The following is a 24,601-nucleotide window of genomic DNA, read 5'->3' as shown; positions in this document are numbered from 1 at the left end:
AAGACTTGCTAAGCTGCCATCAACTGTGCCATGGCCAGGGCTTGTTCATCCATCTCTAAAGCCTCTAAAACGGGAGCAAGATGCGCTTTCAACTTGCCAACATTGGCATGCAAAATTTCCCGCTTAACCAACAATAGTTGACTAAAATGCATTGAAAAATCAGTTAGGCCCATGGCCAGTAAGAGCTTGGTTAATTCGGGGTCACCGGCCATCTCCCCGCAAACTGAAACTGGAATTTTGGCTAGTTGTGCCTGCTTAATGATATGAGTTAGTAAATAGAGTACGGCTGGATGTAAGTGATCATAAAGGTGAGCAACCGCATGGTCTGCCCGATCAATCGCAAGGGTATATTGAATTAAATCGTTCGTGCCAATGGAAATAAAATCAAAGTAGCGAATAAAGAGGGGTAAAGCTAAGGCTGCAGCAGGAATTTCAATCATGGCGCCTACTTGAATTTGCAGATCAAAGAGTTGACCGCGAGCAACAAGTTGTTGTTTAGCCTTTTCTATCAAACGAAATGTTTCATGAATTTCTTTGGCATGAGCTAGCATGGGAATCATAATTTGTACCTGGCCATGCGCAGAGGCTCGTAAAATCGCGCGTAATTGCGCTAGGAAAATTTCTGGCTCAGCTAATGACCAGCGAATTGCTCTTAACCCAAGTGGTGACGTCCCCGTTTGCAATAAGTCATTGCTATCGCCAAGTGGCTTATCTGCCCCAATATCGATGGTGCGAATATTGACTGGTAAACCATGCATTAAATCAACTACTCGTCGGTACTCTTGATACTGCTGCTCTTCATCGGGTAGAGTTTGATTACGATCCATAAATAGAAATTCAGACCGAAATAAGCCAATGCCAATGGCGCCCAATTCAATTGCTCGAATTGCATCTTCTGGCAGTTCTGTATTGGCAAATAATTTAATTGGCACGCCATCTTCGGTAACCGTTCGTGAAAACTTTAAAGTTTGTAATGCTTGGCTATTTTCGATCGCCTTTGCTTGTAGAGCACGATACTCGATTAATAAACCTTCATCTGGCGCCACCACCACAAACCCGCGTTCACCATCAATGATGAGCCAATCGCCATGCCGAATCATTTCACTTGCGTGCCGAACGCCCAAGACTGCTGGTATTTCAAGGCTACGCGCCACAATTGAGGTATGCGAAGTTTTACCTCCTAAGTCGGTCACAAACCCTAGAAAACGGGTATTTTTAAAACGCAACATGTCATGTGGTGCGATATCATGCGCCACAATAATGGCAGCACTAAACACATTTTCTGGAGCCAAGACATCGTGGGTTTCTTGCTGCTGATGACTTAAGGCCTTTAAAACCCGTTCTACTACCTGACGAATATCATTGGCCCGTTCTTTTAAATATTGATCTTCTATTTCAGAAAACTGTTTGAGTAAATCATTTAATTCACTAGTTAGGGCCCAAGCGGCATTTAATCCTTGGGTGCGAATCAGTTGCAATGGCTTTTCAACTAAGGCGGGATCTGACAAGATCATGGCATGAACATCGATAAAAGCAGCCATTTCTTGGGGCGCATCCTTAGATAAGCCAGCGCGCAATTCTTGTAACTCATAACGAACCTGATCGAACGCTAAAAGCAGTTTTTTCGCTTCAGCCTCTGCGCTACCAGGATCAATTAAATGATGGCTAACCTCTAAGGCAGCGCGTGAAATAAGCACCGCCTGCCCTATTGCAATTCCTTTCGAGGCTGGAATGCCATGTAAGGCGAAGGTCACCTATTCGCCCTCCCCAAAACGATTATTAATTAAAGCTTGGAGCGCCTGTAATGCTTCGTCGGCCTGTTCACCAACAGTTTCCAAAGTTACCGTGCTACCAATTCCAGCAGCCAACATCATCACACCCATAATACTTTTTGCATTGACCTGCCGTCCATCTCTTGCCAAATATACTTCACAAGGAAATTCACCAGCTAATTGCGATAACTTGGCCGACGCGCGCGCATGCAATCCTAATTTATTAATAATTTTAATTTCAACGCTTGGCATTACCTATCCTCAGAGGCAGTGTTGAGAAAATTGGTATTTACGCCAATGCGTAAAATTCCATTTTGGCCACCCTGCAAGGTTTTTTTAGCCAATTCATCTAAGTCGTCTTGTTGATAAGAGACTGCACGCATTAGCATCGGTAAATTTAATCCGGTTAAAACAATTAGTGGAGAAAGTGGTTTACCAGGTAACTGAATTTGACCGATTAAACGGGAAGCGACATTGGCCGGGGTTGCGCCCATAACGTCGGTTAATACCAAGATGCCCTTCCCCATATCAACTGCCTTGGCTGCAGCGAGCACCCTGTCGAAGCTGACTTTTGCGTCTTCGTAGGGCGGAATGTCAACTGCCTGAATTTTTTCGGGTAAGTTTCCAAAAGTTTGCTCTGCAAAACCCAGCATGGCTGAGGCTAATGGTGTATGGGCAACAATGACAATTCCGGGCATAACACTCCAAAGTTCGCTTAAGTTAATTCTTTCTCTAATGCTTGTAACCAAAACTGAGCAAGGTCAAGGCCAGTTTGTTCCGTAATTTCGACAAAACAGGTAGGGCTAGTCACATTAATTTCCGTCAGATACCCCCCAATCAGGTCTAAGCCTACTAAAAAAAGACCCCTATCCCAAAGTATTGGCGCCAAATAGTCAGCCACCGCTTTTTCTTGATCGGTCAATAGCATCGCTACGCCCTTACCTCCAGCCGCGAGGTTTCCCCTTATTTCAGTGCCCTGCGGAATGCGGGCTAAGGCATAGGGCACGACCTGTCCAGCTATCAATAAAACCCGTTTATCGCCAGCAACAATCTGCGGTAAGAACTGTTGCGCCATCAAAGTGCGTTGACCATTTTCGCCTAAGGTTTCGACGATGCTCGCTAAATTTAAGCCATCTGGGCCAACGCGAAAAACACCTCTACCTCCCATCCCATCTAAAGGCTTAAGCACAATATCGTGGTGTTCGGCATGAAATGCAGAAATTGCGGCGAGTTCACGCGTAACTAAAGTGGGTGGAATAAATGAAGCAAACTCTGTAATAGCCAGTTTTTCGGAATGATTACGTAATGCGCTCGGCTCATTAAATACCCGCGCACCCTGCCGTACTGCAGCTGACAAAATCCAAGTGGCATTCAAATATTCAATATCAAATGGCGGGTCTTGACGCATCAGTACCGCAGTAAAACGATCTAAGCTACATACTTCGCTAATACCTAATTTATACCAAGCAGTACTTGTGGGCTGCAATGTGATTGCACAGCAGTTGGCGAATGTAAAACCAGCTTGCCAGAATAACTGGCGACTTTCGGTATACCAAAGTCGATGGCCAGCTGCTTGGGTAGCGCGCATCATTGCAACCGTAGAATCCTTTGGCAACTTTAATGTATCTAATGGATCGCCAACGAATAAAAAATCCATTACTTACAGCGCCTCGGCGTTAGGATCGGTTCTCTCTAACTCTAATGAAGCCGCTAATAAAGCCAGGCGCGCTACGACCCCATATAAGTAGAAACGGTTAGGAGCAGCGCTACCAGGCTTAGCATTGCGGTCTGGCATTGCATTTTGTTCGAATGCCAAGGGCACAAAATGCATGCCTGGAGCATTTAAATTTTCATCAGGGCCACGATCGGTATGCACACGGTAAAAACCCCCGATCACGTAACGATCAATCATATAAACAACCGGTTCAGCTACAGCTTCATTGACTTTTTCAAAAGTATAAACACCCTCTTGAATTAATACATCATGCACTTCTAGGCCATCTTTGACGACACTCATTTTATTGCGTTCGCGGCGATTTAAATTGCCTAAATCACTGGCATTACGCACTACCATGACGCCCATACCGTATGTACCCGCATCTGCCTTAACGACGACATAGGGCTTATCTTTAATGCCATATTCCCGATATTTTTTGGCAATTTTTTTTAATATGGCATCCACTTTTATTTGTAATTGCTCCAATCCTTGTTGCTCATGAAAATCAACTCCCGAACAATAATCGAAATAAGGCGTAATCATCCAAGGATCGATATTAATTAATTTTGCGAACTTTTTTGCTACTTCATCGTAAGCCATAAAATGCTGTGATTTACGGCGAATTTGCCAACCAGCGTGCAAGCCAGGCAAAAGGTATTGTTCATTAATCTTTTCTAAAATTGGTGGAATACCCGCGGATAAATCATTATTTAATAAAATCGAGCAAGGATCAAAGTCCTTCAGGCCGAGACGTTGCTTTTTTAAACCTAAACGCATTAATGGCTCAAGTAGCAAACGATTGCCTTCGGGCAATTCAAGCCAAGTTGGCTTTTTAATCTCGTCCGATAAACTACCTAAACGAACATTCAAACCCGCTTGCCGCAAAATTGAAGATAAGCGGGCAATATTTTGCAAGTAAAAGGTATTGCGGGTGTGGCGCTCAGGTATAAGTAATAAATTTTTTGCTTCAGGACAAATTTTTTCAATTGCTGCCATAGCTGCTTGCACAGCCAGAGGCAACATTTCTGGTGAAAGATTATTAAAACCGCCAGGAAATAAATTGGTATCAACTGGGGTCAATTTAAAGCCTGAGTTACGCAGGTCGACTGAGCAGTAAAAAGGCGGGGTATGCTCCTGCCATTCAAGACGAAACCAACGCTCAATAGTCGGGGTGGCTTCGAGTACTTTCGACTCAAGCTCAAGTAAGGGGCCGCTTAAAGCGGTAATCAGATGTGGAACCATCTTGCCATTGTAAGTTTTTTATGAGTAAGTTCAATTTTTTGCCTATTTAGGCAAAAAAAACGCAGGATCTTGAGATCCTGCGCTAGAAACTAGGCAAAAATACAGCCTAGTGAGGGGTAAGCAAATTAAATTTCGTAGGCTTCTTCGCTATGTGAGCTAATGTCTAAACCTTCGCGCTCTTCTTCTTCTGTAACCCGCAAACCAATAATGATGTCGACGAGCTTGAAGGCAATGAAAGAAACGATGCCAGACCAAATTAGGGTGGTAATCACGCCCTGGCTTTGAATCCAAAGCTGACTCATGATTGAGTAGTCTGGGGCAACTGCATTGGCGACATAATCATAAATGCCTGTGCCACCTAATGAGGGCGCTGCAAATACACCGGTTAGCAAGGCACCCAATATACCGCCAACACCATGAATACCGAAAACATCCAAGCTATCGTCCGAGCCTAATATTTTCTTCAGCCCAGTAACGCCCCATAAGCAGACGATACCAGCCAATGCCCCAATAATTAATGCGCCCATTGGACCAACAAAGCCGGCGGCAGGTGTAATCGCTACTAAACCCGCAACGCAACCCGAAGCAGCACCAAGCATCGATGGCTTACCTTTAGTAACCCACTCTGCTATCGACCAACCAATCACTGCTGCTGCAGTAGCAAGGTAAGTATTCACGAATGCTAAGGCTGCGCTACCGTTTGCTTCTAAAGCTGATCCTGCATTAAAACCAAACCAACCAAACCATAAAAGTGATGCGCCTGTCATGACATACACTAAGTTATGAGGCTTCATGGCTTCTTTGCCGTAACCTAAACGCTTACCAATCACATATGAGCCGACTAAACCTGCAATCGCTGCATTGATATGGACAACAGTGCCGCCAGCAAAATCAAGAATCCCTTTTTGCCAGAGCCAACCTGCTTTTGCAGTAATCGCATCAAGTGAAGCAGCATCTTTAATATCATCAGGACCAGGCCAAAACCAAACCATGTGGGCAATTGGTAAATAGCTAAAAGTAAACCACAGGATCATGAACAGAAGAATTGCCGAAAACTTGGCGCGCTCTGCAAATGAACCAATGATTAAACAGCAAGTAATGGTTGCAAAAACTGCTTGAAATGCCATGAAGACATATTCGGGAATGACAATGCCCTTGCTAAAAGTTGCTGCATTCGAGTCGGGTGTCATGCCAGCCAAAAACAAACGATCCATGCCGCCAAAAAAGGCCCCACCTTCAGTAAAAGCGATGCTATAGCCATAAATTGCCCATAACACGGTGATCACTGAAAAAATCACCATACACTGCATTAAGATGGACAGCACATTTTTACTGCGCGTTAAGCCGCCATAAAATAGTGCTAAGCCAGGCACCGTCATCAATAGCACTAATGCTGTGGAGACCATCATCCACGCGGTATCGCCCTTGTTGGGTGTTGGTGCTGGAGCCGCTGTAGCGGCGGGGGCTGCCGGGCTTGCTGCAGGTGCTGCAGCGGCGGCTGCAGCAGCAGGTTTAGCATCATCAGCAGCGTAAGCTACAGACGTCACTGTCATGCCAGTGAAGCCAATCGCCGTCGCTATCACGCCGCCAGCAACAATTCGTTTTATCCAAGTTAACATTTTGAACCTCTCTTTAAAGTGCGGCCGCGCCGGTTTCACCGGTGCGAATGCGAATAACGTGTTCAATTGAAGAGACAAAAATTTTGCCATCGCCAATTTTTCCAGTGCGAGCCGATTTTTCAATTGCTTCAATTGCTCGCTCTAATATGCCGTCTTCTACCGCAGCCTCTATTTTTACCTTAGGCAAAAAATCAACTACGTATTCAGCGCCCCGATATAACTCGGTATGGCCTTTTTGACGCCCAAAACCTTTTACTTCGGTGACGGTGATACCAGAAATTCCAACTTCTGATAGAGCTTCTCGCACCTCGTCAAGCTTGAATGGCTTGATAATTGCTGTGATGAGTTTCATGCGTTTCTCCGTTGTGGGAAATTAGAAAACTTTGGTTAAAGTAACAAGACCTTGCGAGCCGCCAAGATTTTTTCCGGTAGGGCTGGAGTAAGCATAGTTCCCGCCTGCTGATGCTGCATTGGTGCCAATATAAGCTGCAGAAATACCTAAACCACCGCCTAAATCTTTGCTTAAGCCAATTTTCCAGTCGGTATAACTTACGGTGGGAACCGTAGATGATGTTTTCTGACCAGCAATATATTGATAACCAACGTGTGCATTGACCACTAAGCCCCACAGGCCTGTATCGTAATTGGCGGTTAAGTCTGGATAATAAGATCCCGAGCTATTTGAAAAACCGAATGTGTTAGTAACTGCGTAAGAAAACTTTAAAAAACCACTTACGGGTCCAAATACATAGTTTTGGGCGGCGTAAAGTTCTGTGGTGTTAGGATTGGTTAATGATGATGGGTAATTTTGGGTCGGGTAATAGTATTGGAGTACGCCAAGGTCTGACATAAAGCCTTCACCAATGAATTCCTTTTTAAAACCGGCATAAAAGTCCATCTCGATTGGCGCTGACACATTATTGTTGCCACCTTTAGAAGCAGCATCCGAAATCCATGAAATCGATGAGTTCCAGTTACCAATATAGAAACCACTCGGATGTGCATAATCAAATCCGCCCTGAATTGCAGGATTAAAGTTTGATTGGCTAATACCGCGATAGATGTAGTTATTGGCTACTGTTACGTTGGCTGTGATGGGACTAATGTCTGGTCCACTGACTGCGCCAGCAGGTTCTGCGGGTAATGGAGTTGGATTTGGTGAGGCAGCATTTTGGGCATATGCATTTGCACTTAAGAGCCCCACAACTGCTAAAGCGATAGTCGATTTATGAAAAGTTTTCATCCCAACTCCTTATTCAGATTAAAAAATTAAAAATAGGTACATCTACTTAAATGCAATCATCGCTTTTTGCAACGCGCTGTTTTTGTCCTTTTTCCCCTTGCTTGGGCATATGCCCCAAATCCATGCAGTACTTTTGCCCTAATTTGGTGCAAATTGACATAAAATTGCCATTCAAGCATCGTGGGGATCAATCAGCCTTAAAATAAGTTCTATTCTTCTTGCTATTCACTTCTTTAAATCGGCCTTTTTATGCAAAAACCCAACGAAATCCTGGAACAAATGCAGCGCGTTGCCACTGAAATGCAAAATAAAGTTGGCGAGGCGATTCGTAACTCGCCAGCCAAAGATTTAGAAAAAAATGTGCGCACGATGATGACGCAAGGTTTTCAAAAGCTCGACTTAGTGACCCGCGACGAATTTGAGTTACAAACTAAAGTGCTTACTAAAACCCGTGAAAAACTGGCTGCACTTGAAGCCAAAGTTACTGAAATAGAAAAGCAGCGCTCGTAATTGCCGCTTGCAGTTATTTTTAGTCGCGGCCTTAATGGCCTTGACGCTCCACAGGTGCGCGTTGAAGTTCACTTAGCAAATGGTTTGCCTGCCTTTACCATTGTTGGCTTAGCCGATACAGGCGTTAGAGAAAGTAAAGATCGAGTACGGGCCGCGATCATCCAAAGTGGGTTTGAATTTCCGAATCGGCGCATTACTGTTAATTTAGCGCCTGCCGATTTACCAAAATATTCTGGACGTTTTGATTTAGCCATTGCGCTAGGCATTTTGGCTGCTAGCGCGCAGCTGCCTTGCAAGCAATTAGATCAATATGAATTTGCTGGCGAACTTTCTTTATCCGGTGAATTGCGACCCTTTAGTGGCTGCTTGGCAATTGCCATGGCGATGCGTAAAGAAAAATCGCTACGTAGCTTTATTATTCCGCAAGAAAATTGCAGTGTCACTAGCATCATTCCTGATCTAAGCGTATTAGGTGCGAATTGTCTAACTCAGGTTTGCGACTTTCTGTGTGGCCGAATTCAGCTTGAGGTAATAAGCAACTGTGCAAAGAAACTCACAATTGATTTAAAGGAAGCGGGCGCCCACGACATTGCCCATATTCAAGGTCATTTGATCGCTAAACGCGGCCTTGAAATTGCGGCTGCAGGTTTTCATTCGCTCTTATTGGCAGGCCCTCCTGGATGCGGCAAATCCATGCTAGCTAAATGCTTGCCACAATTACTGCCAAAATTAACGCTCGATGAAGCCCTCGAGATTGCCGCCCTACATAGCTTGAAAGCGGCACGTCATCATAGTGCTCTGGAATCAACAGATTTATCGCGCTTGCGACCCTGGCAAAATCCGCACCATAGCATTACTACTGCAGCGCTAGTGGGTGGCGGAGCGCACCCATTACCAGGTGCAATTACCTTAGCCCACCAAGGAGTTCTTTTTTTAGATGAGTTACCACAATTTGCCCGGCCCACGCTCGAGGCGCTACGCGAGCCTTTACAAAATCGCCGTGTCACAATTACTCGCGCGCATCTTTCCAGCCACTTTCCCTGTAACTTCATGCTGGTTGCGGCGATGAATTTATGTATCTGCGGCTACTTTGGCCACCCCGAGAAAGTTTGTGTTTGTTCGGCTGCACAAAGACTACGTTATCAAAATAAAATTTCAGGGCCCTTGCTCGATCGCATTGATATCAAAATGATGATTGCTCCCGTGCCACACGAGTTATTTTTTCAAACACAATTGACCACAACAGCTAGTGCTACTTCCAGCCAAGTGGCAACGCGCATCGCTAATGCATGGGCTTTGCAAATTAGTCGCCAAGGAAAAATGAATCATGCCTTAGATACCCAGGAAATGAAGCGCTGGGTAAAAATTGATGCGGCTGATGAGGGTGAGTTACAAACAGTATGGAAAGGTCTTAATCTATCGGGTAGAGGCATACAGCGCTTGCTAAAAATTGCCCGCACCATTGCCGACCTTGAGGGCTCTACATCAACCCAACTAAAGCGTACTCACCTTCTGGAAGCGAGCGCTTTAAGTAAGCCTATTAATGGCATGATGAACTAATTTTAGTCTGGATGAAAATCAGTAAAAAAAGGTACGCCATTATCATCGCTTAAATTTTCTTGGAGTACAGTCTGACTCAATGGTCCGCTATTTTTTGGCGTAGGCTTCAATAAGGACTGTTGATAAATGTATAGACCTAAGCCTGGAATACTGCGTATTATCCAGCGCACACGCATCATCCGTTCAACTCCGTCAACTGGTTTCATCAGCAAAAAATAATCGGTTGTAGGGAAGCGAATAGGCGAACCACTGGCTAGATAAAAACCCTTTACCGCTAGAGCGCCTGCAGGATCTACATTCGCTTGAGTAAAAATCGCTTGCTGTAACTGCTTTATTAATTCATCAGCACTACTAGCAATATCGGCAGGCACCTGAATTGTCGTAATAGAATAAATGTGGTCGGCTACTTTAACTACCTCAAGCGCTTGCTTTAGGGTGCCTCCTTTATAGCTCAACTGACGCTCGAGGTGCTGAGGCTTGGCAGGAAAAAGTGCTGTGTAAGCTTGTTGCTCAACGCGTACTGTGCGCCAATCGAATGGCGGGCTACACCCATATAAATTCAAGATTAAGCCCACCTGTAATGCCAAAACTAAAAACTTAGACAAGCCCAGCCCCATGTGCTTGTTGATCGGCATGATAACTTGACCGAACCATTGGGCCAACGGCTGCATGCACAAACCCCATTGCGTAAGCCGCTGCTTCAAGGGCTTTAAATGCATCGGGATGCACATAACGCAGTACTGGCAGATGATGAGAAGATGGGGCTAAATACTGACCAATGGTGAGCATGTCAATTTGATGAGCACGCATATCTCTCATCACCGCTAAAATTTCGTCATCAGTCTCGCCCAAGCCAACCATCAAACCACTCTTGGTAGCCACTGCTGGAAAGCGGTGTTTAAAGTCAGCCAGTAGTTTAAGTGAGTGAGCATAGTCTGCACCAGGGCGCGCTTCTTTATAAAGTCTTGGCACGGTTTCTAAATTATGATTCATGATATCGGGTAAGCCGTTATTGGTATTGGCCGAGAAAACATCTAAGGCTTTTTCTAAGCGGCCACGAAAATCGGGCACCAAAACTTCGATCCGTGTTGCCGCTGAAAGTGTGCGGGTTTGCACAATACAATCGACAAAATGCTGTGCTCCGCCATCGCGTAAATCATCACGATCTACGCTGGTAATAACAACATAACTTAAGCGTAATGCAGCGATAGTACGGGCTAAATTTAAAGGTTCGGCAAGATCAAGGGGATCGGGTCGGCCATGACCAACGTCACAAAATGGGCAACGACGGGTACATTTATCACCCATTATCATGAAGGTTGCTGTCCCTTTACCAAAACACTCGCCGATATTTGGGCAACTAGCCTCTTCACATACCGTGACTAATTGGTTAGCCCGAAGAATGGTTTTTATTTCAGCAAAACGGGAATGATTGGAAGCGGCTTTAACCCGAATCCAGTCGGGTTTTTTTAATACCTGCTCTAAGGGAACAATCTTAATTGGAATCCGTGCCGTTTTTTCGGCAGACTTTTGTTTCCGCGTGGGATCGTAGGAAAGGTTGGTTTCGGTTTTATTGATGGCCATACTTAAAATCAATTTCTATTTTGTAACAATTGCAGCAGGTGACTAACAACATGCTGACCTACAATGTCTATATTGTCGTCGATCCCAAGAGTTTGCATATCAACTGTTTTTAAACCCTTAAAGCCACAAGGATTGATTTGTGTGAATGGACTTAAATCCATGGCTACATTTAAGGCTAATCCATGATAGGAGGCATGGCGTGACACTTTCAGGCCTAAGGCGCCAATTTTAGAACCAATCAAAGTTTCCGAAAGTTTTGCTTGCTTCGCCAAATAAATACCCGGCGCCCCCTTGTGCCTTTCTGCTTGAAAACCATAGTCGGCTAAGGTATTAATCAGGGCCTGTTCAATATGTTGAACTAGTTCCTTCACCAGTAATGACTGACGCTTTAAATCGAGTAAGAGATAAACGACTAGCTGGCCTGGTCCATGATAAGTAATTTGCCCGCCGCGATCGACTTGCACTAGCGGAATGGTTTGGCTAGGTTCGAGCAGATGGCTTGCATCTCCTGCCAAACCTAAGGTAAATACAGGTGGATGTTCAAGCACCCAAATTTCATCTGGGGTATTTTTATCCCGCGTTTGCGTAAACTGACGCATCGCTGCGTAGGTTGTTACATAATCGACTAAACCTAATTGCTTAACCAAAATAGCGGCGGGATTATTCATAGTTAGACAAACAACTAGAGCACCATACTAACCAAAGGATGGGTTGAGAGAGTTCGATAAATTTCATCGAGTTGTTCACGGCTAGTCGCATTAATAGGCAAAGTTAAGCCCAAGTAATTTCCATCTTTTGACGGCCGTTGCTCAATTAAAGTCGGGTCAAAAATAGGATCAAATTGCTGGGCAATATGAATAATCGCTGGCAGAAAGTCTGGGTTCGCTTTGCCCATCACTTTTATCGGAAAAATGGATGGATATTCAATCAGTGATTTTTCTTCCACTACAACCCCTTTATTAAAAAATAATTTATTGTGTCCAAGCAGCCTGGCCAAGCCATTCGCCGAGAATAATATTGCGAATGCAATGTAAGCGTCGATGAAAAAAATGATCTGCACCGGGAACTACCTGGACGACTAATTCTTGCGGTCTAGCCCATTCAAAAACAGCTTGCAGTGGAATGGTTTCATCGAGTTCTCCATGAATTAAAATCGTACTGGCGGGCACTGGCGCCATTTCCCACTTCCCTGCTGCAGAACCTATCATGACTAAGCGCTCAACGGCTTGACCCTCTTGAACTAAGCGCTTAAGTAAGTGACTACAGACAAAACTGCCAAAAGAAAATCCTGCTAGGGCCAATGGCAATTGCTCAATCTGCCCAATCTCTAAGCCCAAAGGTTGCCAACTGACTGCCTGACGCATCCACTGCGTAAGCAGATATAAATCATCAATTTCACCGTTACCTGCATCGTGTACACCTGCTGATTCCCCTACGCCACGAAAGTTGGGGCGCACCGCAACATAGCCTAATTGATTAAATGTCCGCGCTACAGTTTGCGCAACCTTGTTATCCATCGTGCCCCCCATCAAGGGATGCGGATGGGCGATGAGGGCTAAGCCGCGCACCATAAAATTGGAGGTACGGATGACAGCTTCCGGAATGTCAACGGCGATTTGTATTGATCCCACCAAACCGGGGATGCTTATGACTTGGGTGCGGCGATTCATGCTATTAATATTTATCTTAGACGAGTTGGAGGCGTTCTACTATTTGACCCTGAATAAGATGGGTCTGAATAATTTCCTCAATATCGCTGGTATCGATAACGGTATACCAAACACCTGCCGGATAGATAACCAGTACCGGCCCATGATCACATCGATCAAGGCATCCCGCTTTATTCACGCGTACTTGCCCCACCCCAGCCAGACCTAATTCTTTGATTCGCCTTTTAGCAAAGTCAAATAAACCTTGAGCGCCGTGTTGAGCACAACAATTTTCGCCATTACTGCGCTCATTTAAACAAAAGAATAGATGATGTTGAAAATACATAAAAAATGATATCGCTTTCTGCTATTAATTATCTCTGGTGCCAATAGCGATTGTTGAGGATTAGCCATAACAATGCAAACGGCAACCAAAGCCAAGAAACCCACTGCATTAGATCATTAAAATGCAATAAGCGTCCTTGATGCCAAGCTCTTAAAGTTAAAACAAAATATGGATTATGTGGGAACCAATTTACTGCAAAAATAATGAGTAGCAAACAGGCTAGCGCAATCATGTAGCGGATTTTTGTAGTTAATCGTAGGCCGAAATATAAGCCTAGCGCGCCAATGATCATTCCCCAGACTGAACCTGCGGTGAGCCATGTAAATCCAAACTCAAAACCAAACTGTAAAGCGGTAAAGATCGTTTTAATTACCACTGAAATGAATAGCAGGCCATTCAGCAAGCGCCAAAGGGGCGCTTGCTGATTGATGCCCAATGAAAACAACAGGCCGGTGCCGACCCAACAAATGGCCGTAATCAACATCTCTTGTAAGGCGGGATTGAGTATCAAGAGCCCCCAATCGGCGCTAATAAAAGCCTGATTACTCCAGGCGCCCATTCCCAGCCATGAGCTTTGCGGATAAATTTGGGCCCAAGGAAATAGTAAAAATAAAACACAGAGGGCCCAATTCACGCCAAACCAACGATCGAACTGTCGCCTAAGAATGCTGCCTGAAAGCCACCTCGGGCCTAAAGGTATCGCTAACAGCGAACCGATCAGCCCGCCTGATACGTTAGCCCACCAATCGGTTTTACTGGGAATACGGGTTGGCAACCAAATTTGCGCTGTTTCAACAGTACCTGCCAGCAACGCTGAAAATCCTACTGCGAAAGCTAAGGCAGTGAGGCCACGCCAACGTGGAAAAACTGCAAACACGATTAAAAATCCAAGCGGAATATAAGCTAGGACATTGGCAATTAAATCAAATACTGGGATAACTCGCGGCATTGGCGCATCCCACCAAGCCCCTGCAGTGACGCCATTTCGAAAATCAAAATCGAAGGGATTGAGACTGGCATAAATGACCAATAATCCATAAATAATGGCAAAAGCCCGCGCCAATGGCATTGCCCTTAATGGCCATGCTAGCTTTCGTGGTAAACGCCCGGGAGATTTCATCTTCCCATTCTAGGTCAGACCTTTCTACAATAGCAGAATGAACTGGAATTGCATCTTAGAACAAGTGGCCCAAACTACTTCTACCAATGACGATTTACTGATTCGTTGGCGAGCTGGCGAGCTAATAGACCCAATTGCCAGAATGGCTAGTGTGCAAACTGCCGGTAAAGGTAGGGTCGGAAGGGATTGGCAAACCCAATTGGGTGACTCGCTCTGTTTTTCGTTAGCCTATCCATTTCAATGTTCGCCTGCTCAGTTAAGCGGGCTGAGCTTAGCCGTTGGCATCGGGGTTATTAACGGTATTAGTTCTGCGCTTAATCTACCCTTAAGCAAGCTCTATGAAATGGGCTTACGACTAAAGTGGCCAAACGATATTGTGTTGGGCGAAAGAAAACTTGGCGGCATTCTAATTGAGGGGGGACAAACTCAGCCTGATCAAGCAACTTGGATGGTCATTGGGGTTGGTCTGAATGCAGTAAAAACAACGATGCTAGAAAGCGCGGTTGGCAAAAGCATCGCAGGGCTCGAAGAGCTACTAATCAAGCCAGCGCAATTGCCCGCACTAGATATCATCTGGCTCAAAATTCTTGACCAACTTCAGCCTATATTAAGCGAATTTGAAGAACAAGGTTTCGCCGCACTACAAAAAATCTGGTTGGAATGGGATGCCTATGCAAATCAAGCTGTCATTATTACTAGCCCTGGTATGAACCCACAAACAGGTATCGCCTTAGGGGTTAATAAGCTTGGCGCCCTCATACTGCAACAAGGCTCGCAACAAACCCTGATTCATGCGGGTGATGTTTCTTTACGGGGGCAAAAGTGAGTCTCTTGCTCTTATTTGACCTTGGCAATACCCGCCTAAAATGGGCGGCGGTTGAGCAAGATAGCCTTCCTAGTGAACGCAATAAAAAAGTCTGGGCCTTTAGTGGCACGATAGATACCAAACTTTTACTCTCGCCCGAGCATGGTCAAGAGCTCGCTCAATATATTTTGCAGACCGTCCCCCAACCAACAGCTATTGCGATCTGCAGTGTGGCATCCTCACAAGCAAAAAACAATTTACAAAATCTCTTGACGGCATGGTCATCGACGTCATGGATCAATTTACAAGGCGATAGTCCTTTTACTGGCTTACGCACGCAGTATGCAAAACCACTGTCCTTGGGCGCTGATCGCTGGGCGGCACTGATCGGGGCGCGCACCCTCTTTGGGGGGAATGCTTTGGTGGTCAGCGCAGGGACTGCCAGTACTATTGATTTATTGGGTAGCAATGGGATTCATTACGGTGGCTGGATTTTGCCCGGCTTTACTTTAATGGCGAATAGCTTGGTCGATGGCACAGCGCAACTGCAAGCCCCAAAAGAGTTAAGCGCCAGTCGCGAGTTTGGCTTAAGCAGTGCAGCAGCTATTCAGAATGGTTGTATGGCGGCACAAGTCGGCGCCCTCCATGAAGCGATTACTTTGGCTGCTGAATTGCATCACCCCATCGAGCACATTTTTATTGACGGTGGTAATGCAGGCTTATTGGTTGAAGCGATCCATTCACATCCAACCTTAAAAAATCGCCCCCTTGAGGTAGTCGATCGCTTAGCCCTTAGAGGTTTGTGGGCTTACTTACAACAAAATACTTAATGCGCTTGACGAATTCTCCTCAATAAATTTGTGGTTGAACGTTCGAACAAGAATGGAATTGCTATTGCCTTGCCGCCCCAGGTTTTCACTAAGCGCGCTTCCTCTAACGTATCGATGTGATAATCGCCCCCCTTTACATAAATTTCGGGGCGAATTTGGGCAATTAAATCTACCGGGGTAGCTTCCTCAAATAACACCACCAAATCAACGCTGGCTAATGCTGCGAGTAATGCCTGACGATCTGCCTCGACATTAATTGGCCGATCATCACCCTTTCCCAGCAGCCTGACAGAGGCATCAGAATTCACGCCAACCACCAAACTAGCCCCCAATTGACGCGCCTGTGCCAAATAACTGGCATGACCCCGATGCAAAATATCGAAAACACCATTGGTAAAGACTAATGGTCGCGGCAGCTTGGCCAAGGCCAGCAAAAGGTCTTTTGGCTGAACAATTTTGGCCTCAAAAGGGGGTAAGGGTAAGGGCATACCAGCATATTAAGCTGGAATGTCTTAGACTTGCACTTTTGCGGTTCCCACCTAAACCGCCCACGCGTTTTTACCCTGAGGCTAATAAGCATGTTGAAGTTGAAATTACTGGCATTTATTTGCTTCTTTTTAGGCGGTTCTTTTGCTCTGGCGCAGGCAGCGTCTAGCCAATGCAGCCCCCTACTTTCGCATACTTTTCCACGCCTGCAAGACGAGGCACCACAAAACTTATGTCAATATCAAGGTAAGGTCATTTTGGTAGTGAATACTGCGAGTTATTGTGGTTTTACGAGCCAATATGAAGGTCTAGAAAAATTGTATGCCACTTTTAAAGATCAAGGCTTCGTGATACTGGGCTTTCCATCAAATGATTTTGGCCAACAGGAGCCTGGCAGCAATAAAGAAATTGCCGATTTTTGCAAAAATACCTATGACGTAAAATTTCCTATGTTTGCTAAAACAGCTGTCAGTGGAAAAAATATTAATCCGCTATTCAAAATGCTAGTGGCCCAAACCGGAACCACCCCAAAATGGAATTTTTATAAATATGTCATTGACCGTAATGGGAAAGTGATTGATTCTTTCAACAGCATGACTAAGCCCGAGAGTAAATCGATTACCAGTGAAGTAGAAAAACTACTTAAAGAGAAAGTGTTGTAATTTTAATGACGACAAAAAAGCGTGTAGCCATTGTTGGTGCCGGCATAGCTGGTCTAGGCTGTGCGTATGCCTTACGTCAATCGGCTTTATTGGAACTCACCGTATTTGAAGGCGGCGATCACCTTGGTGGCCATAGCCATACTATCGATATCGAAATTAACACCCCTACGGGGCTAGTTCGCCATGGCGTTGATACCGGATTTTTAGTTTTTAATCGGCAAACCTATCCCCGTTTATTACGTTTGTTTGAAGAGTTGGCGGTTCCCATTGTGGCTTCAGAAATGTCCTTTTCAGTTGCACTTGAAACACCAACGAAAGTATCTCCCGCTGGCAATCCAGAGCGTGCACTAGAATGGGCAGGCACAAATCTCAATGCATTTTTTGGGCAGCGGAAAAATATATTTAAGCCCGCTTTCTGGTTAATGGCTTATGACATTATGCGTTTTAATCGCTTGGCTACTGCCCTAGCTTTAAAGCAAAAACATGAACCCCATACCAACCTCGGTAGAGAAGAAAGTATTGCGGTTTTTTTAAAGCGCCATCGCTTTAGTGAGCATTTTTGTCAATGGTATTTTTTGCCAATGATTGGCGCTATTTGGTCGTGCCCAGTTGAGCAGATGCTAGCGTTTCCCATTTTATCAATGGCTCGTTTTTGTCATAATCATGGCTTATTAAAAATACAAGGGCGCCCCCAGTGGCTAACCGTACAAGGCGGCTCTCGTGAATATGTAAAACGCTTAGTTAGCGCACTAGAATTGCACGCAGTAACCATTACGCGGGAAAAGGTATTACGGGTTACCGTGCCTGAGAATATCAACAGTGGCAGTAAGATTGCCATTCAAACTGCACAGGGTATAGCGTATTTTGATGAAGTAGTCATGGCCTGTCATAGTGATGAAAGTTTGCGCTTGGTGCATGGAAATAGCGCAGCCGAGAAAGCAGTCCTAGCGAGTATTCCCTACCAGCAGAACCGCGCTATCCTCCATACTGATAGCTCTTTTTTGCCCACCGCAAAACGCTGCTGGGCCTCCTGGAATTACGTTACAGAAATGGGGCATACAGCCCATCAAGCAACTGCTGTTAGTGTCAATTATTTAATTAATAAACTCCAACCGTTACCAGTGCAACTTGAGCAAATACCCATCATCGTCAGTTTAAATCCGCTGCGGGAACCTAAACCAGAAACGATTCATGCGGTGGTTCACTATGCACATCCCATTTTCGATGCTAGTGCTATTCAAGCCCAATATGATCTAGCCTTGATGCAGGGTAAATCGTCAGTCTGGTATTGCGGCGCTTGGGCAGGCTACGGCTTTCATGAAGATGGCTTACGTTCGGGTGAATTAGTAGCGGCCGATTTACTGGAGCACCTACATTCGTTTGCCTTACCAGCGCCCGTTCAGCGCACGGCCTAATTGAGAAAACTACATGAAAGAAGCTCAACTCACTTTCGGCGTAGTTAAACACACCCGCTTTCGACCTAAGCATAATTCATTTGGATATCGGGTTTTTACTCTCAAAATTCCGCTGCGCTTACGGCGCACTGATGCACAAGTACTAAGCCGTCATGGCTTGGGGGACAATCAATTTCGCTTTATTTCCTTTTATGATAAAGATCATGGTCAAGGTAATGCAGATTCGCTGGCTTGGGTAGAGGCACTCTTAACTCAATATCAGATTAATGGGGTTGATGGCGAGATTTGGCTCCAAACTTTTCCACGGGTTTTGGGTTATACCTTTAATCCCGTGAGTTTTTGGATTTGTACCCGCACAAACGGTGAAGTACGTGCCGTTGTGGCGGAAGTCAACAATACCTTTGGCGAGCGGCATTGTTATTTGCTGGCTAAAGATTCCGGCGAATCGATTCGTTCTGGTGAAACCTTAGCGAGTCGCAAAGTCTTTCATGTCTCACCATTTTGTGAAGTGCAGGGCAATTACCATTTTCGCTTTTTATTTGCCCAAGATAGCCAAGCAAAAAATCGTACCCTTTATCGCATTGAGCTACTTGAAGATGATCAGGCCCTTATTAATACAAGCATTAGCGGAACTGAGCGACCTTTAAATCGGCGCAATTTACGCTTGGCCATCTTGAGTTATCCTTTAATGAGTATTGGCGTGATTGCCCGAATTCATTGGCAAGCAATTAAGCTGTGGCTTAAAGGCGTGCCCTTTCACTCAAAACCCCAACCACCGGAATTTGAAGTAAGCCGATGAATCGACCTGGACAGCCTTTACTGGCTAAACTCAATTTCTCAAAAGCACGGGCCGATACGGCTAGCTATCGTAATATTCCGCTGGCCGCCAGAACCATTTTAAAAATGCTTGGACATTTAAGTGCCGGTCATCTTTCGATTGCTCTGCCAAATGGAGAAATTCAACACTTCGGGCAAGTAAGCGAGGCTCTACATGCTGAAATTCATGTGCTTGATTGGGGTTTGTTTAGAGATGTCCTACGCCATGGGGATATTGGTTTTGCTGAAAGTTATATTCGCGGTAAATGGGAGACGCCCAACCTTAAGCTCCTACTTGAGTTAGCCATACGAAATCGAACTATTTTAGAAAAAGCAATTTATGGCAGCTGGGTGGGATCCTTAGCCTACCGATTTAAACATTGGTTAAGACGCAACTCAAAAGCGGGTAGCCGCAAGAATATTCATGCGCACTATGATTTAGGTAATGCGTTTTATGGGCTCTGGCTAGATGAAACGATGACCTATTCCAGCGGATGGTTTGAGTCCCAGGGGCAAACATCGTTAGCTCAAGCCCAAAATGCTAAATATCAACGCATTCTCGATTCCTTACAATGTAAAGCAGGTGATAGCGTTCTTGAAATTGGCTGTGGCTGGGGTGGCTTTATGGCTGTAGCTGCCCGCGCAGGCCTGAATATTACTGGGCTAACTCTCTCGAGCGAACAAGCTAAATTTGCACATGAGCGTATCGCTCAGGTCAGTCAAGCTGATGCGGTTAATTCCACTCGCGCTAGCCATCAGCCGATTAGTTTTGTCGTGCGCCTACAAGATTATCGCGACTGTCATACTCAGTTTGATGGCATTGCTTCAATTGAAATGTTTGAAGCAGTAGGTGAAAGCCATTGGCCCGAATATTTTCAAAGTATTGCAGCCTGCCTGAAACCCAATGGCAAGGCCTGCGTGCAAACTATTGTGATTGCCCCTGACTTATTTGAGCGCTATCGCAATAGTACCGACTTCATTCAGCAATACGTTTTCCCCGGTGGAATGTTGCCATCACGTGATGCTTTTATTGCTCAAGCTAACCAAGCGGGGTTACAAATTGACAGCGAATTTGCTTTTGGTAAAGATTACGCCAAAACCTTAGGCATCTGGTTTGAGCAATTTAACGCTAAATTGCCTGAGGTAAAACAACTTGGCTTTGATGAGGCCTTTATTCGCTTATGGAATTTTTATTTAATGTATTGTGCTGCTGGCTTTTCAGAGCAAAACATTGATGTCGTGCAATTTACGTTAAGCCATCAGCCAAGCACAATTCCGTCGCCATGAGCATGCAGCAACCCGGAATTACTCAATTTACAGGCCTACGGGTCTGGGTAATTGGTGCCACCAGTGGAATTGGTGAAGCATGTGCAAAAACACTCATTACGGCAGGAGCAAGAGTCGCCTTATCAGGACGCCGCTTTGAGCGCCTAGAGACCCTTTGTGCCTTAGGTCAAGTTAATCAATGTTTAAGCTTACCCCTTGATGTTACTAAGGCAGAACAAATTGATCTGGCCTATCAAGCAATTGTGCGCGCTTGGCATGGGCTCGATTTATTACTCTTTGTTTCTGGGATATATATTCCGCTGCGGGCTGATAATTTTGCGCTTGCTGCTGCTGAGCAAACCGTACAAGCAAATGTACTCGGCCCCATGCGGGCTGTAGCTGCAGTTCTGCCCGATATGCTTGAACAACATGCTGGCCATATTGCCATTGTGGGTAGCGTAGCCGGCTATAGTGGCTTACCCAAAGCGCTCGCTTACGGTCCCAGCAAAGCGGCAATGATTAATTTTTGTGAGGCTTTATTCTATGATTTGCAACCCCGCGGATTAAGTGTGCACATGATCTCGCCCGGTTTTGTAGAAACCCCAGCAACCGCCCAAAATGATTTTGTGATGCCCGCACTAATCAGCCCAGAAACAGCAGCGCAAGAAATTTTAGCCGGTATTCAACAGGGTAAATTTGACATTCACTTTCCTAAACGGTTCTCGCGATTTTTAAAATTCTTACGCCTGTTACCGTACCCAATTTACTTTTGGATTTTGCGTCACTTTGTCAAAATTTAATGCTGTTCTTCAGTATTTATTTGTACTTCTCTTTGCGCACTTTGTCGACTAAATAATCCATTGTTTGAATGGCTTTTGTTTTGGTTCCTGCAATCGATGGAGAAGTAACATAGCGCCCTTGAATAACCACCGTTGGCACACCGTCAATACGATAGTTAGTCGATTGTTGATTGGCATTCCGTGCTTTTGATACGGTAGCAAATGAGCGAAAGGTGGTAAGAAAGGTATTGCGATCGAGCCCCTGACTGACTGCCCAATCGGCAATGTCATTTTCCGTTAGTAGTCGTTTGTTTTCTTTATGAATCGCGGTCATGACTTTATTATTTAAGGCATCCCCTTTGCCCATGGCTTCGAGCGTAAAAAATAGCTGACTATGCACTAAAAAATCGTCTCTAAATGCCACTGGTATACGTTTAAATACTACGTCTTTACCTTGGCGACTAGCCCAAGCACTAAGTTCGGGTTCAAACTCAAAACAATGCGGGCAGCCGTACCAAAAAAATTCAATTACCTCGACTTTGTTTTTGGTTTCGACGGGTTGCGGGGCAGTTGAAATGCGGTAGTCAATACCCTCTTGAATTTTTTGATTGCCAGGCTGAGGCTTAATATTAGACGCTGCGCTACCTGCCGCTTGGCCTGCGGTTTGGCCTGCGGTTTGGCCTGCGGTTTGGCCTGCCGTTTGGCCTATGATTTGCGCACTCAGCTGCCCCAAGGGCAAAAGACTAAAGGCTACTAATAAGCCACGAACACAAAGTTGACGATAAAAAGAAAGGGGTGAAATCATGATTTATTTGCTCGAATAATAGTGGGTTTCATGCCAAGACTACTTAATTTATTAGTAATTGCTTTGGTATCTTCAGTTGAGACAAATGGGCCAATCCGCACACGCCATACGACACTACCCTCGACTGATGCTTCACTCATTTGCGCCTCAATACCCTGAATTGCTAAGTTTGCCTTTTGTGCATCGGCCTCAGCTTTTTTGCTGTAAGCGCCTACTTGGACAAAGAAAATGGGTTCGGTATTCTTGGCTTCTGGGGCTTTGACATCTGCTGGCTTTTGCTCAGGTTTTTTGCCATTGGCAATATCGCGAATCGGATCGGGGCTAGCTTCCGTATTGCTAGGTGGTTTTTTTCCTTGCAAGGGCTTATTCAAATCTAATGGGGTGGCAGCTGGGGCGCCCTCTTCTTCAACTGGAACGGCGGGTTTAATCGTTAATGGTAAGTTCGGCGCCCGAATTCCGGGCTTTTCTTGCGGGGGCGTTTTCGATAAATAAAAAGCTACCCCCAAAGCTAAAGCAAGGCCTAATGTTAGCCCGAGAATTAAACCCAATAAGGTACCCCCAAATTCTCTTGTCGATTTCACTTTCATCCCCTCATCTTACATTTTGCTCGGGGCTGATACCCCCAAAACAGCCAAGCCATTCTGAATTACCTGACGGGTCGCCGCTAATAAAGCTAAGCGAGCATTTTTTAACTCGAGATCATCCACTAAGACACGATCTGCATTGTAAAAGGTATGAAAATCGCCGGCTAAATCGCGTAAATAAAAGGCGAGTGCATGGGGGGCTAAATCGGCCGCGGCCGTAGCAAGTAATTCTGGATATTCAGCTAATCGCCGCAGCAAATGATCGGCAGCTTTACTACTTAATAGACTGAAGTTTGCTGTAGCTAAATCAGCAGGAGAACCATGCCATTGCGCCAGAATGGAGCAAATTCGGGCGTGAGCATACTGGACATAAAAAACTGGGTTTTCGTCGTTTTGTTGCAAGGCTAAATCAACATCAAAAATAAACTCCGTATCGGCTTTGCGCGAAATTAAAAAGAAGCGGACTGCATCACGTCCGCGTTGTAACGCCAACTCACGCTCCTCCGCTGTCATGGCGTCATGAATACCACCCGACCATTCAATTAAATCGCGCACCGTGACATAAGATCCAGCGCGTTTCGATAATTTCACGACTTCGCCATTGCGCATCACCGTAACCATTTTATGCAAAACATAGGCTGGGTAATTACTGGGAATGGCCCACTGACGTTGCTGTGCCACCCCCTGTAAACCTGCGCGGACGCGCATGATGGTGCCATGGTGATCACTACCCTGAATATTGATGACCTGCTGATAACCCCGCTGCCATTTACTCGCATGATAGGCAACATCGGGTACAAAATAGGTATAACTGCCGTCAGACTTTCGCATCACCCGATCTTTATCATCGCCGTCTGCAGTCGTTTTGAGCCACAAAGCACCATCGGTCTCATAGGTTTTACCAGCGGCCTCTAAGTCAGCGACAATGTGGGCCACGCTGCCATCGGCATATAGAGAAGACTCTAAGTAGTACTGATCAAATTGCACCCCAAAAATACTTAAATCCAGGTCTTGTTCTGCCCGTAAATAAGCAACCGCAAATTGACGAATTGATTCAAGATCGGTCTCTGAGTGATGCGCTGGCAAAGCGCGATATGCTGTTGCAATATCGGCAATGTACTCACCGTTATATGCTAACTCTGGCCATGCACTATCGCCTGGCTTGAGCCCACTTAAGCGCGCCTGCACTGAGAGGGCTAGGTTGGCAATTTGCACACCTGCATCGTTGTAATAAAACTCGCGGTGAACTGCTAATCCTTGGGTGCTGAGTAAATTAGCAATGGCGTCTCCTAGGGCTGCCTGTCGCCCATGCCCTACATGCAATGGGCCAGTAGGGTTAGCTGAAACAAATTCGATCATCACTTTGGCTGGTTTTGCATTTCCCGCTGAGGGCGCTAACTTGACTAAGCCAAAGCGCGCTTGCTCAACTAAGATCTCTTTAATAACCGCTGTTTTAGCTTGATTGGTCAGGCGAAAATTAATAAAACCAGGCCCAGCAACTTCAGCAGCAGCAATGAAGTCGGCATAATTGGCTTGGTTTGTTAAATGGCTAATTAAGGTTTGCGCTAAATCACGCGGCTTAAGCTGCCATAGCTTTGCTACTTGCATGGCAATATTGCAAGCCACATCACCATGATCAGTCGATTTTGGCCGTTCGAGCTGGGGTACTGGTATGTCAGTTGGCGACAAACCGTGAGCGAGTGCTGTCTGTTTTAAAGCTTCACTTAAGAGCTGAATTAAATGGTTCTTTTGGGTTGTCAACATAGATTAATGAGTTTATCAGGCAGCAAT

The 24,601-nt window shown here is 45.3% G+C and carries 28 protein-coding genes; 9 read left to right on the top strand and 19 right to left on the bottom strand.

From position 1 onward, the window contains the following. Positions 1 to 8: 8 nt before the first annotated feature. From ptsP to LZT21_RS02495, 8 genes are all read right to left on the bottom strand, one after another. Positions 9 to 1,754, bottom strand: coding sequence for a phosphoenolpyruvate--protein phosphotransferase (ptsP, locus tag LZT21_RS02530; protein WP_233924473.1), 1,746 nt, complete (start codon positions 1,752 to 1,754; stop codon positions 9 to 11). After that, complete coding sequence (locus LZT21_RS02525) at positions 1,755 to 2,024, bottom strand: HPr family phosphocarrier protein (RefSeq protein WP_233924472.1); 270 nt, start codon at positions 2,022 to 2,024, stop codon at positions 1,755 to 1,757. After that, positions 2,024 to 2,470 carry a PTS sugar transporter subunit IIA gene (locus tag LZT21_RS02520; RefSeq protein ID WP_233924471.1) on the bottom strand — a complete coding sequence of 149 codons (447 nt, stop codon included), beginning with the start codon at positions 2,468 to 2,470 and terminating at the stop codon, positions 2,024 to 2,026. Before LZT21_RS02520 ends, LZT21_RS02525 begins: the two co-directional genes overlap by 1 nt. A 17-nt stretch (positions 2,471 to 2,487) precedes the next feature. Then, complete coding sequence (gene gshB / locus LZT21_RS02515; RefSeq protein ID WP_233924470.1) at positions 2,488 to 3,429, bottom strand: glutathione synthase; 942 nt, start codon at positions 3,427 to 3,429, stop codon at positions 2,488 to 2,490. Positions 3,430 to 3,432: 3 nt separating this feature from the next. Beyond that, positions 3,433 to 4,731, bottom strand: a complete 1,299-nt coding sequence (gene gshA / locus LZT21_RS02510; RefSeq protein ID WP_233934761.1) for a glutamate--cysteine ligase — start codon at positions 4,729 to 4,731, stop codon at positions 3,433 to 3,435. 125 nt (positions 4,732 to 4,856) lie between these two features. Continuing rightward, on the bottom strand, positions 4,857 to 6,350 hold the full coding sequence (locus tag LZT21_RS02505) for an ammonium transporter (RefSeq protein ID WP_233924468.1): 1,494 nt from the start codon (positions 6,348 to 6,350) through the stop codon (positions 4,857 to 4,859). 13 nt (positions 6,351 to 6,363) lie between these two features. Continuing rightward, the gene (locus LZT21_RS02500; protein WP_233924467.1) at positions 6,364 to 6,702 is read right to left on the bottom strand and encodes a P-II family nitrogen regulator; all 339 of its coding nucleotides are present in this window, start codon (positions 6,700 to 6,702) and stop codon (positions 6,364 to 6,366) included. Positions 6,703 to 6,723: 21 nt separating this feature from the next. After that, positions 6,724 to 7,593 (bottom strand): TorF family putative porin, encoded by an 870-nt coding sequence (locus tag LZT21_RS02495; RefSeq protein WP_233924466.1) that lies wholly within the window; start codon positions 7,591 to 7,593, stop codon positions 6,724 to 6,726. 249 nt (positions 7,594 to 7,842) lie between these two features. Between LZT21_RS02495 and LZT21_RS02490 the strand changes: the two genes are divergently transcribed. After that, positions 7,843 to 8,103, top strand: coding sequence for an accessory factor UbiK family protein (locus LZT21_RS02490; protein ID WP_233924465.1), 261 nt, complete (start codon positions 7,843 to 7,845; stop codon positions 8,101 to 8,103). After that, positions 8,104 to 9,663, top strand: a complete 1,560-nt coding sequence (locus LZT21_RS02485) for a YifB family Mg chelatase-like AAA ATPase (protein ID WP_233934763.1) — start codon at positions 8,104 to 8,106, stop codon at positions 9,661 to 9,663. A gap of 2 nt (positions 9,664 to 9,665) precedes the next feature. Here LZT21_RS02485 and LZT21_RS02480 read toward each other — a convergent pair whose 3' ends face one another. The 7 genes from LZT21_RS02480 to LZT21_RS02450 are packed head-to-tail and all read right to left on the bottom strand — an operon-like array spanning position 9,666 to position 14,362. Then, entirely contained in the window at positions 9,666 to 10,268 is a 603-nt protein-coding gene (locus LZT21_RS02480) for a hypothetical protein (protein WP_233924463.1), read from the bottom strand. Next, the gene (gene lipA / locus LZT21_RS02475) at positions 10,261 to 11,247 is read right to left on the bottom strand and encodes a lipoyl synthase (RefSeq protein WP_233989174.1); all 987 of its coding nucleotides are present in this window, start codon (positions 11,245 to 11,247) and stop codon (positions 10,261 to 10,263) included. The genes LZT21_RS02480 and lipA overlap by 8 nt, the downstream gene beginning before the upstream one ends. An 8-nt stretch (positions 11,248 to 11,255) precedes the next feature. Continuing rightward, positions 11,256 to 11,915, bottom strand: a complete 660-nt coding sequence (lipB, locus tag LZT21_RS02470; RefSeq protein ID WP_233924461.1) for a lipoyl(octanoyl) transferase LipB — start codon at positions 11,913 to 11,915, stop codon at positions 11,256 to 11,258. A 14-nt stretch (positions 11,916 to 11,929) separates the two neighbouring features. Next, entirely contained in the window at positions 11,930 to 12,193 is a 264-nt protein-coding gene (locus LZT21_RS02465) for a YbeD family protein (RefSeq protein ID WP_370634754.1), read from the bottom strand. Positions 12,194 to 12,218: 25 nt separating this feature from the next. After that, positions 12,219 to 12,917 (bottom strand): alpha/beta hydrolase, encoded by a 699-nt coding sequence (locus LZT21_RS02460; protein ID WP_233989173.1) that lies wholly within the window; start codon positions 12,915 to 12,917, stop codon positions 12,219 to 12,221. Positions 12,918 to 12,933: 16 nt separating this feature from the next. Continuing rightward, positions 12,934 to 13,242, bottom strand: coding sequence for a ferredoxin (locus tag LZT21_RS02455; protein WP_233924459.1), 309 nt, complete (start codon positions 13,240 to 13,242; stop codon positions 12,934 to 12,936). Between the two features lie 28 nt (positions 13,243 to 13,270). Further along, entirely contained in the window at positions 13,271 to 14,362 is a 1,092-nt protein-coding gene (locus LZT21_RS02450; protein WP_233924458.1) for a VanZ family protein, read from the bottom strand. A 37-nt stretch (positions 14,363 to 14,399) separates the two neighbouring features. On the opposite strand from LZT21_RS02450, the gene LZT21_RS02445 reads away from it, so the two are divergent. Next, complete coding sequence (locus LZT21_RS02445) at positions 14,400 to 15,188, top strand: biotin--[acetyl-CoA-carboxylase] ligase (RefSeq protein WP_233924457.1); 789 nt, start codon at positions 14,400 to 14,402, stop codon at positions 15,186 to 15,188. After that, positions 15,185 to 15,997 carry a type III pantothenate kinase gene (locus LZT21_RS02440; protein WP_233989172.1) on the top strand — a complete coding sequence of 271 codons (813 nt, stop codon included), beginning with the start codon at positions 15,185 to 15,187 and terminating at the stop codon, positions 15,995 to 15,997. The genes LZT21_RS02445 and LZT21_RS02440 overlap by 4 nt, the downstream gene beginning before the upstream one ends. On the opposite strand, the gene rfaE2 is transcribed toward LZT21_RS02440, so the two are convergent. Continuing rightward, on the bottom strand, positions 15,994 to 16,485 hold the full coding sequence (gene rfaE2 / locus LZT21_RS02435; RefSeq protein WP_233934769.1) for a D-glycero-beta-D-manno-heptose 1-phosphate adenylyltransferase: 492 nt from the start codon (positions 16,483 to 16,485) through the stop codon (positions 15,994 to 15,996). The two genes, LZT21_RS02440 and rfaE2, sit on opposite strands and share 4 nt — an antisense overlap. 90 nt (positions 16,486 to 16,575) lie before the next feature. Here rfaE2 and LZT21_RS02430 point away from each other — a divergent pair, with 90 nt between their 5' ends. Genes LZT21_RS02430 through LZT21_RS02410 form a run of 5 tightly spaced genes read left to right on the top strand, consistent with a single transcriptional unit; the run spans position 16,576 to position 21,442 of the window. Further along, positions 16,576 to 17,145, top strand: a complete 570-nt coding sequence (locus LZT21_RS02430; RefSeq protein WP_233924454.1) for a glutathione peroxidase — start codon at positions 16,576 to 16,578, stop codon at positions 17,143 to 17,145. A 5-nt stretch (positions 17,146 to 17,150) separates the two neighbouring features. Beyond that, positions 17,151 to 18,560, top strand: a complete 1,410-nt coding sequence (locus LZT21_RS02425) for an NAD(P)/FAD-dependent oxidoreductase (RefSeq protein ID WP_233989171.1) — start codon at positions 17,151 to 17,153, stop codon at positions 18,558 to 18,560. 13 nt (positions 18,561 to 18,573) lie between these two features. After that, positions 18,574 to 19,359, top strand: coding sequence for a DUF1365 domain-containing protein (locus tag LZT21_RS02420; RefSeq protein ID WP_233924452.1), 786 nt, complete (start codon positions 18,574 to 18,576; stop codon positions 19,357 to 19,359). Beyond that, the gene (locus LZT21_RS02415; RefSeq protein WP_233989170.1) at positions 19,356 to 20,663 is read left to right on the top strand and encodes a cyclopropane-fatty-acyl-phospholipid synthase family protein; all 1,308 of its coding nucleotides are present in this window, start codon (positions 19,356 to 19,358) and stop codon (positions 20,661 to 20,663) included. Before LZT21_RS02420 ends, LZT21_RS02415 begins: the two co-directional genes overlap by 4 nt. Further along, positions 20,660 to 21,442 carry an SDR family NAD(P)-dependent oxidoreductase gene (locus LZT21_RS02410; RefSeq protein ID WP_233924450.1) on the top strand — a complete coding sequence of 261 codons (783 nt, stop codon included), beginning with the start codon at positions 20,660 to 20,662 and terminating at the stop codon, positions 21,440 to 21,442. Before LZT21_RS02415 ends, LZT21_RS02410 begins: the two co-directional genes overlap by 4 nt. A gap of 16 nt (positions 21,443 to 21,458) precedes the next feature. Here LZT21_RS02410 and LZT21_RS02405 read toward each other — a convergent pair whose 3' ends face one another. From LZT21_RS02405 to argS, 3 genes are read right to left on the bottom strand one after another with little or no spacing between them, the layout of a single operon-like run. Then, positions 21,459 to 22,226 carry a thiol:disulfide interchange protein DsbA/DsbL gene (locus LZT21_RS02405; RefSeq protein WP_233989169.1) on the bottom strand — a complete coding sequence of 256 codons (768 nt, stop codon included), beginning with the start codon at positions 22,224 to 22,226 and terminating at the stop codon, positions 21,459 to 21,461. After that, positions 22,223 to 22,813, bottom strand: a complete 591-nt coding sequence (locus LZT21_RS02400) for an SPOR domain-containing protein (RefSeq protein ID WP_233924448.1) — start codon at positions 22,811 to 22,813, stop codon at positions 22,223 to 22,225. The genes LZT21_RS02405 and LZT21_RS02400 overlap by 4 nt, the downstream gene beginning before the upstream one ends. Before the next feature lie 9 nt (positions 22,814 to 22,822). Continuing rightward, positions 22,823 to 24,574 carry an arginine--tRNA ligase gene (gene argS, locus LZT21_RS02395; protein ID WP_233924447.1) on the bottom strand — a complete coding sequence of 584 codons (1,752 nt, stop codon included), beginning with the start codon at positions 24,572 to 24,574 and terminating at the stop codon, positions 22,823 to 22,825. Positions 24,575 to 24,601 lie beyond the last annotated feature (27 nt).

The organism is Polynucleobacter sp. IMCC 30228 (genome assembly GCF_021395205.1).
Lineage (GTDB): Bacteria > Pseudomonadota > Gammaproteobacteria > Burkholderiales > Burkholderiaceae > Polynucleobacter.
The sequence above is the reverse complement of the archived record's forward strand: the minus strand, read 5'-3'. Positions and strand labels throughout refer to the sequence as shown.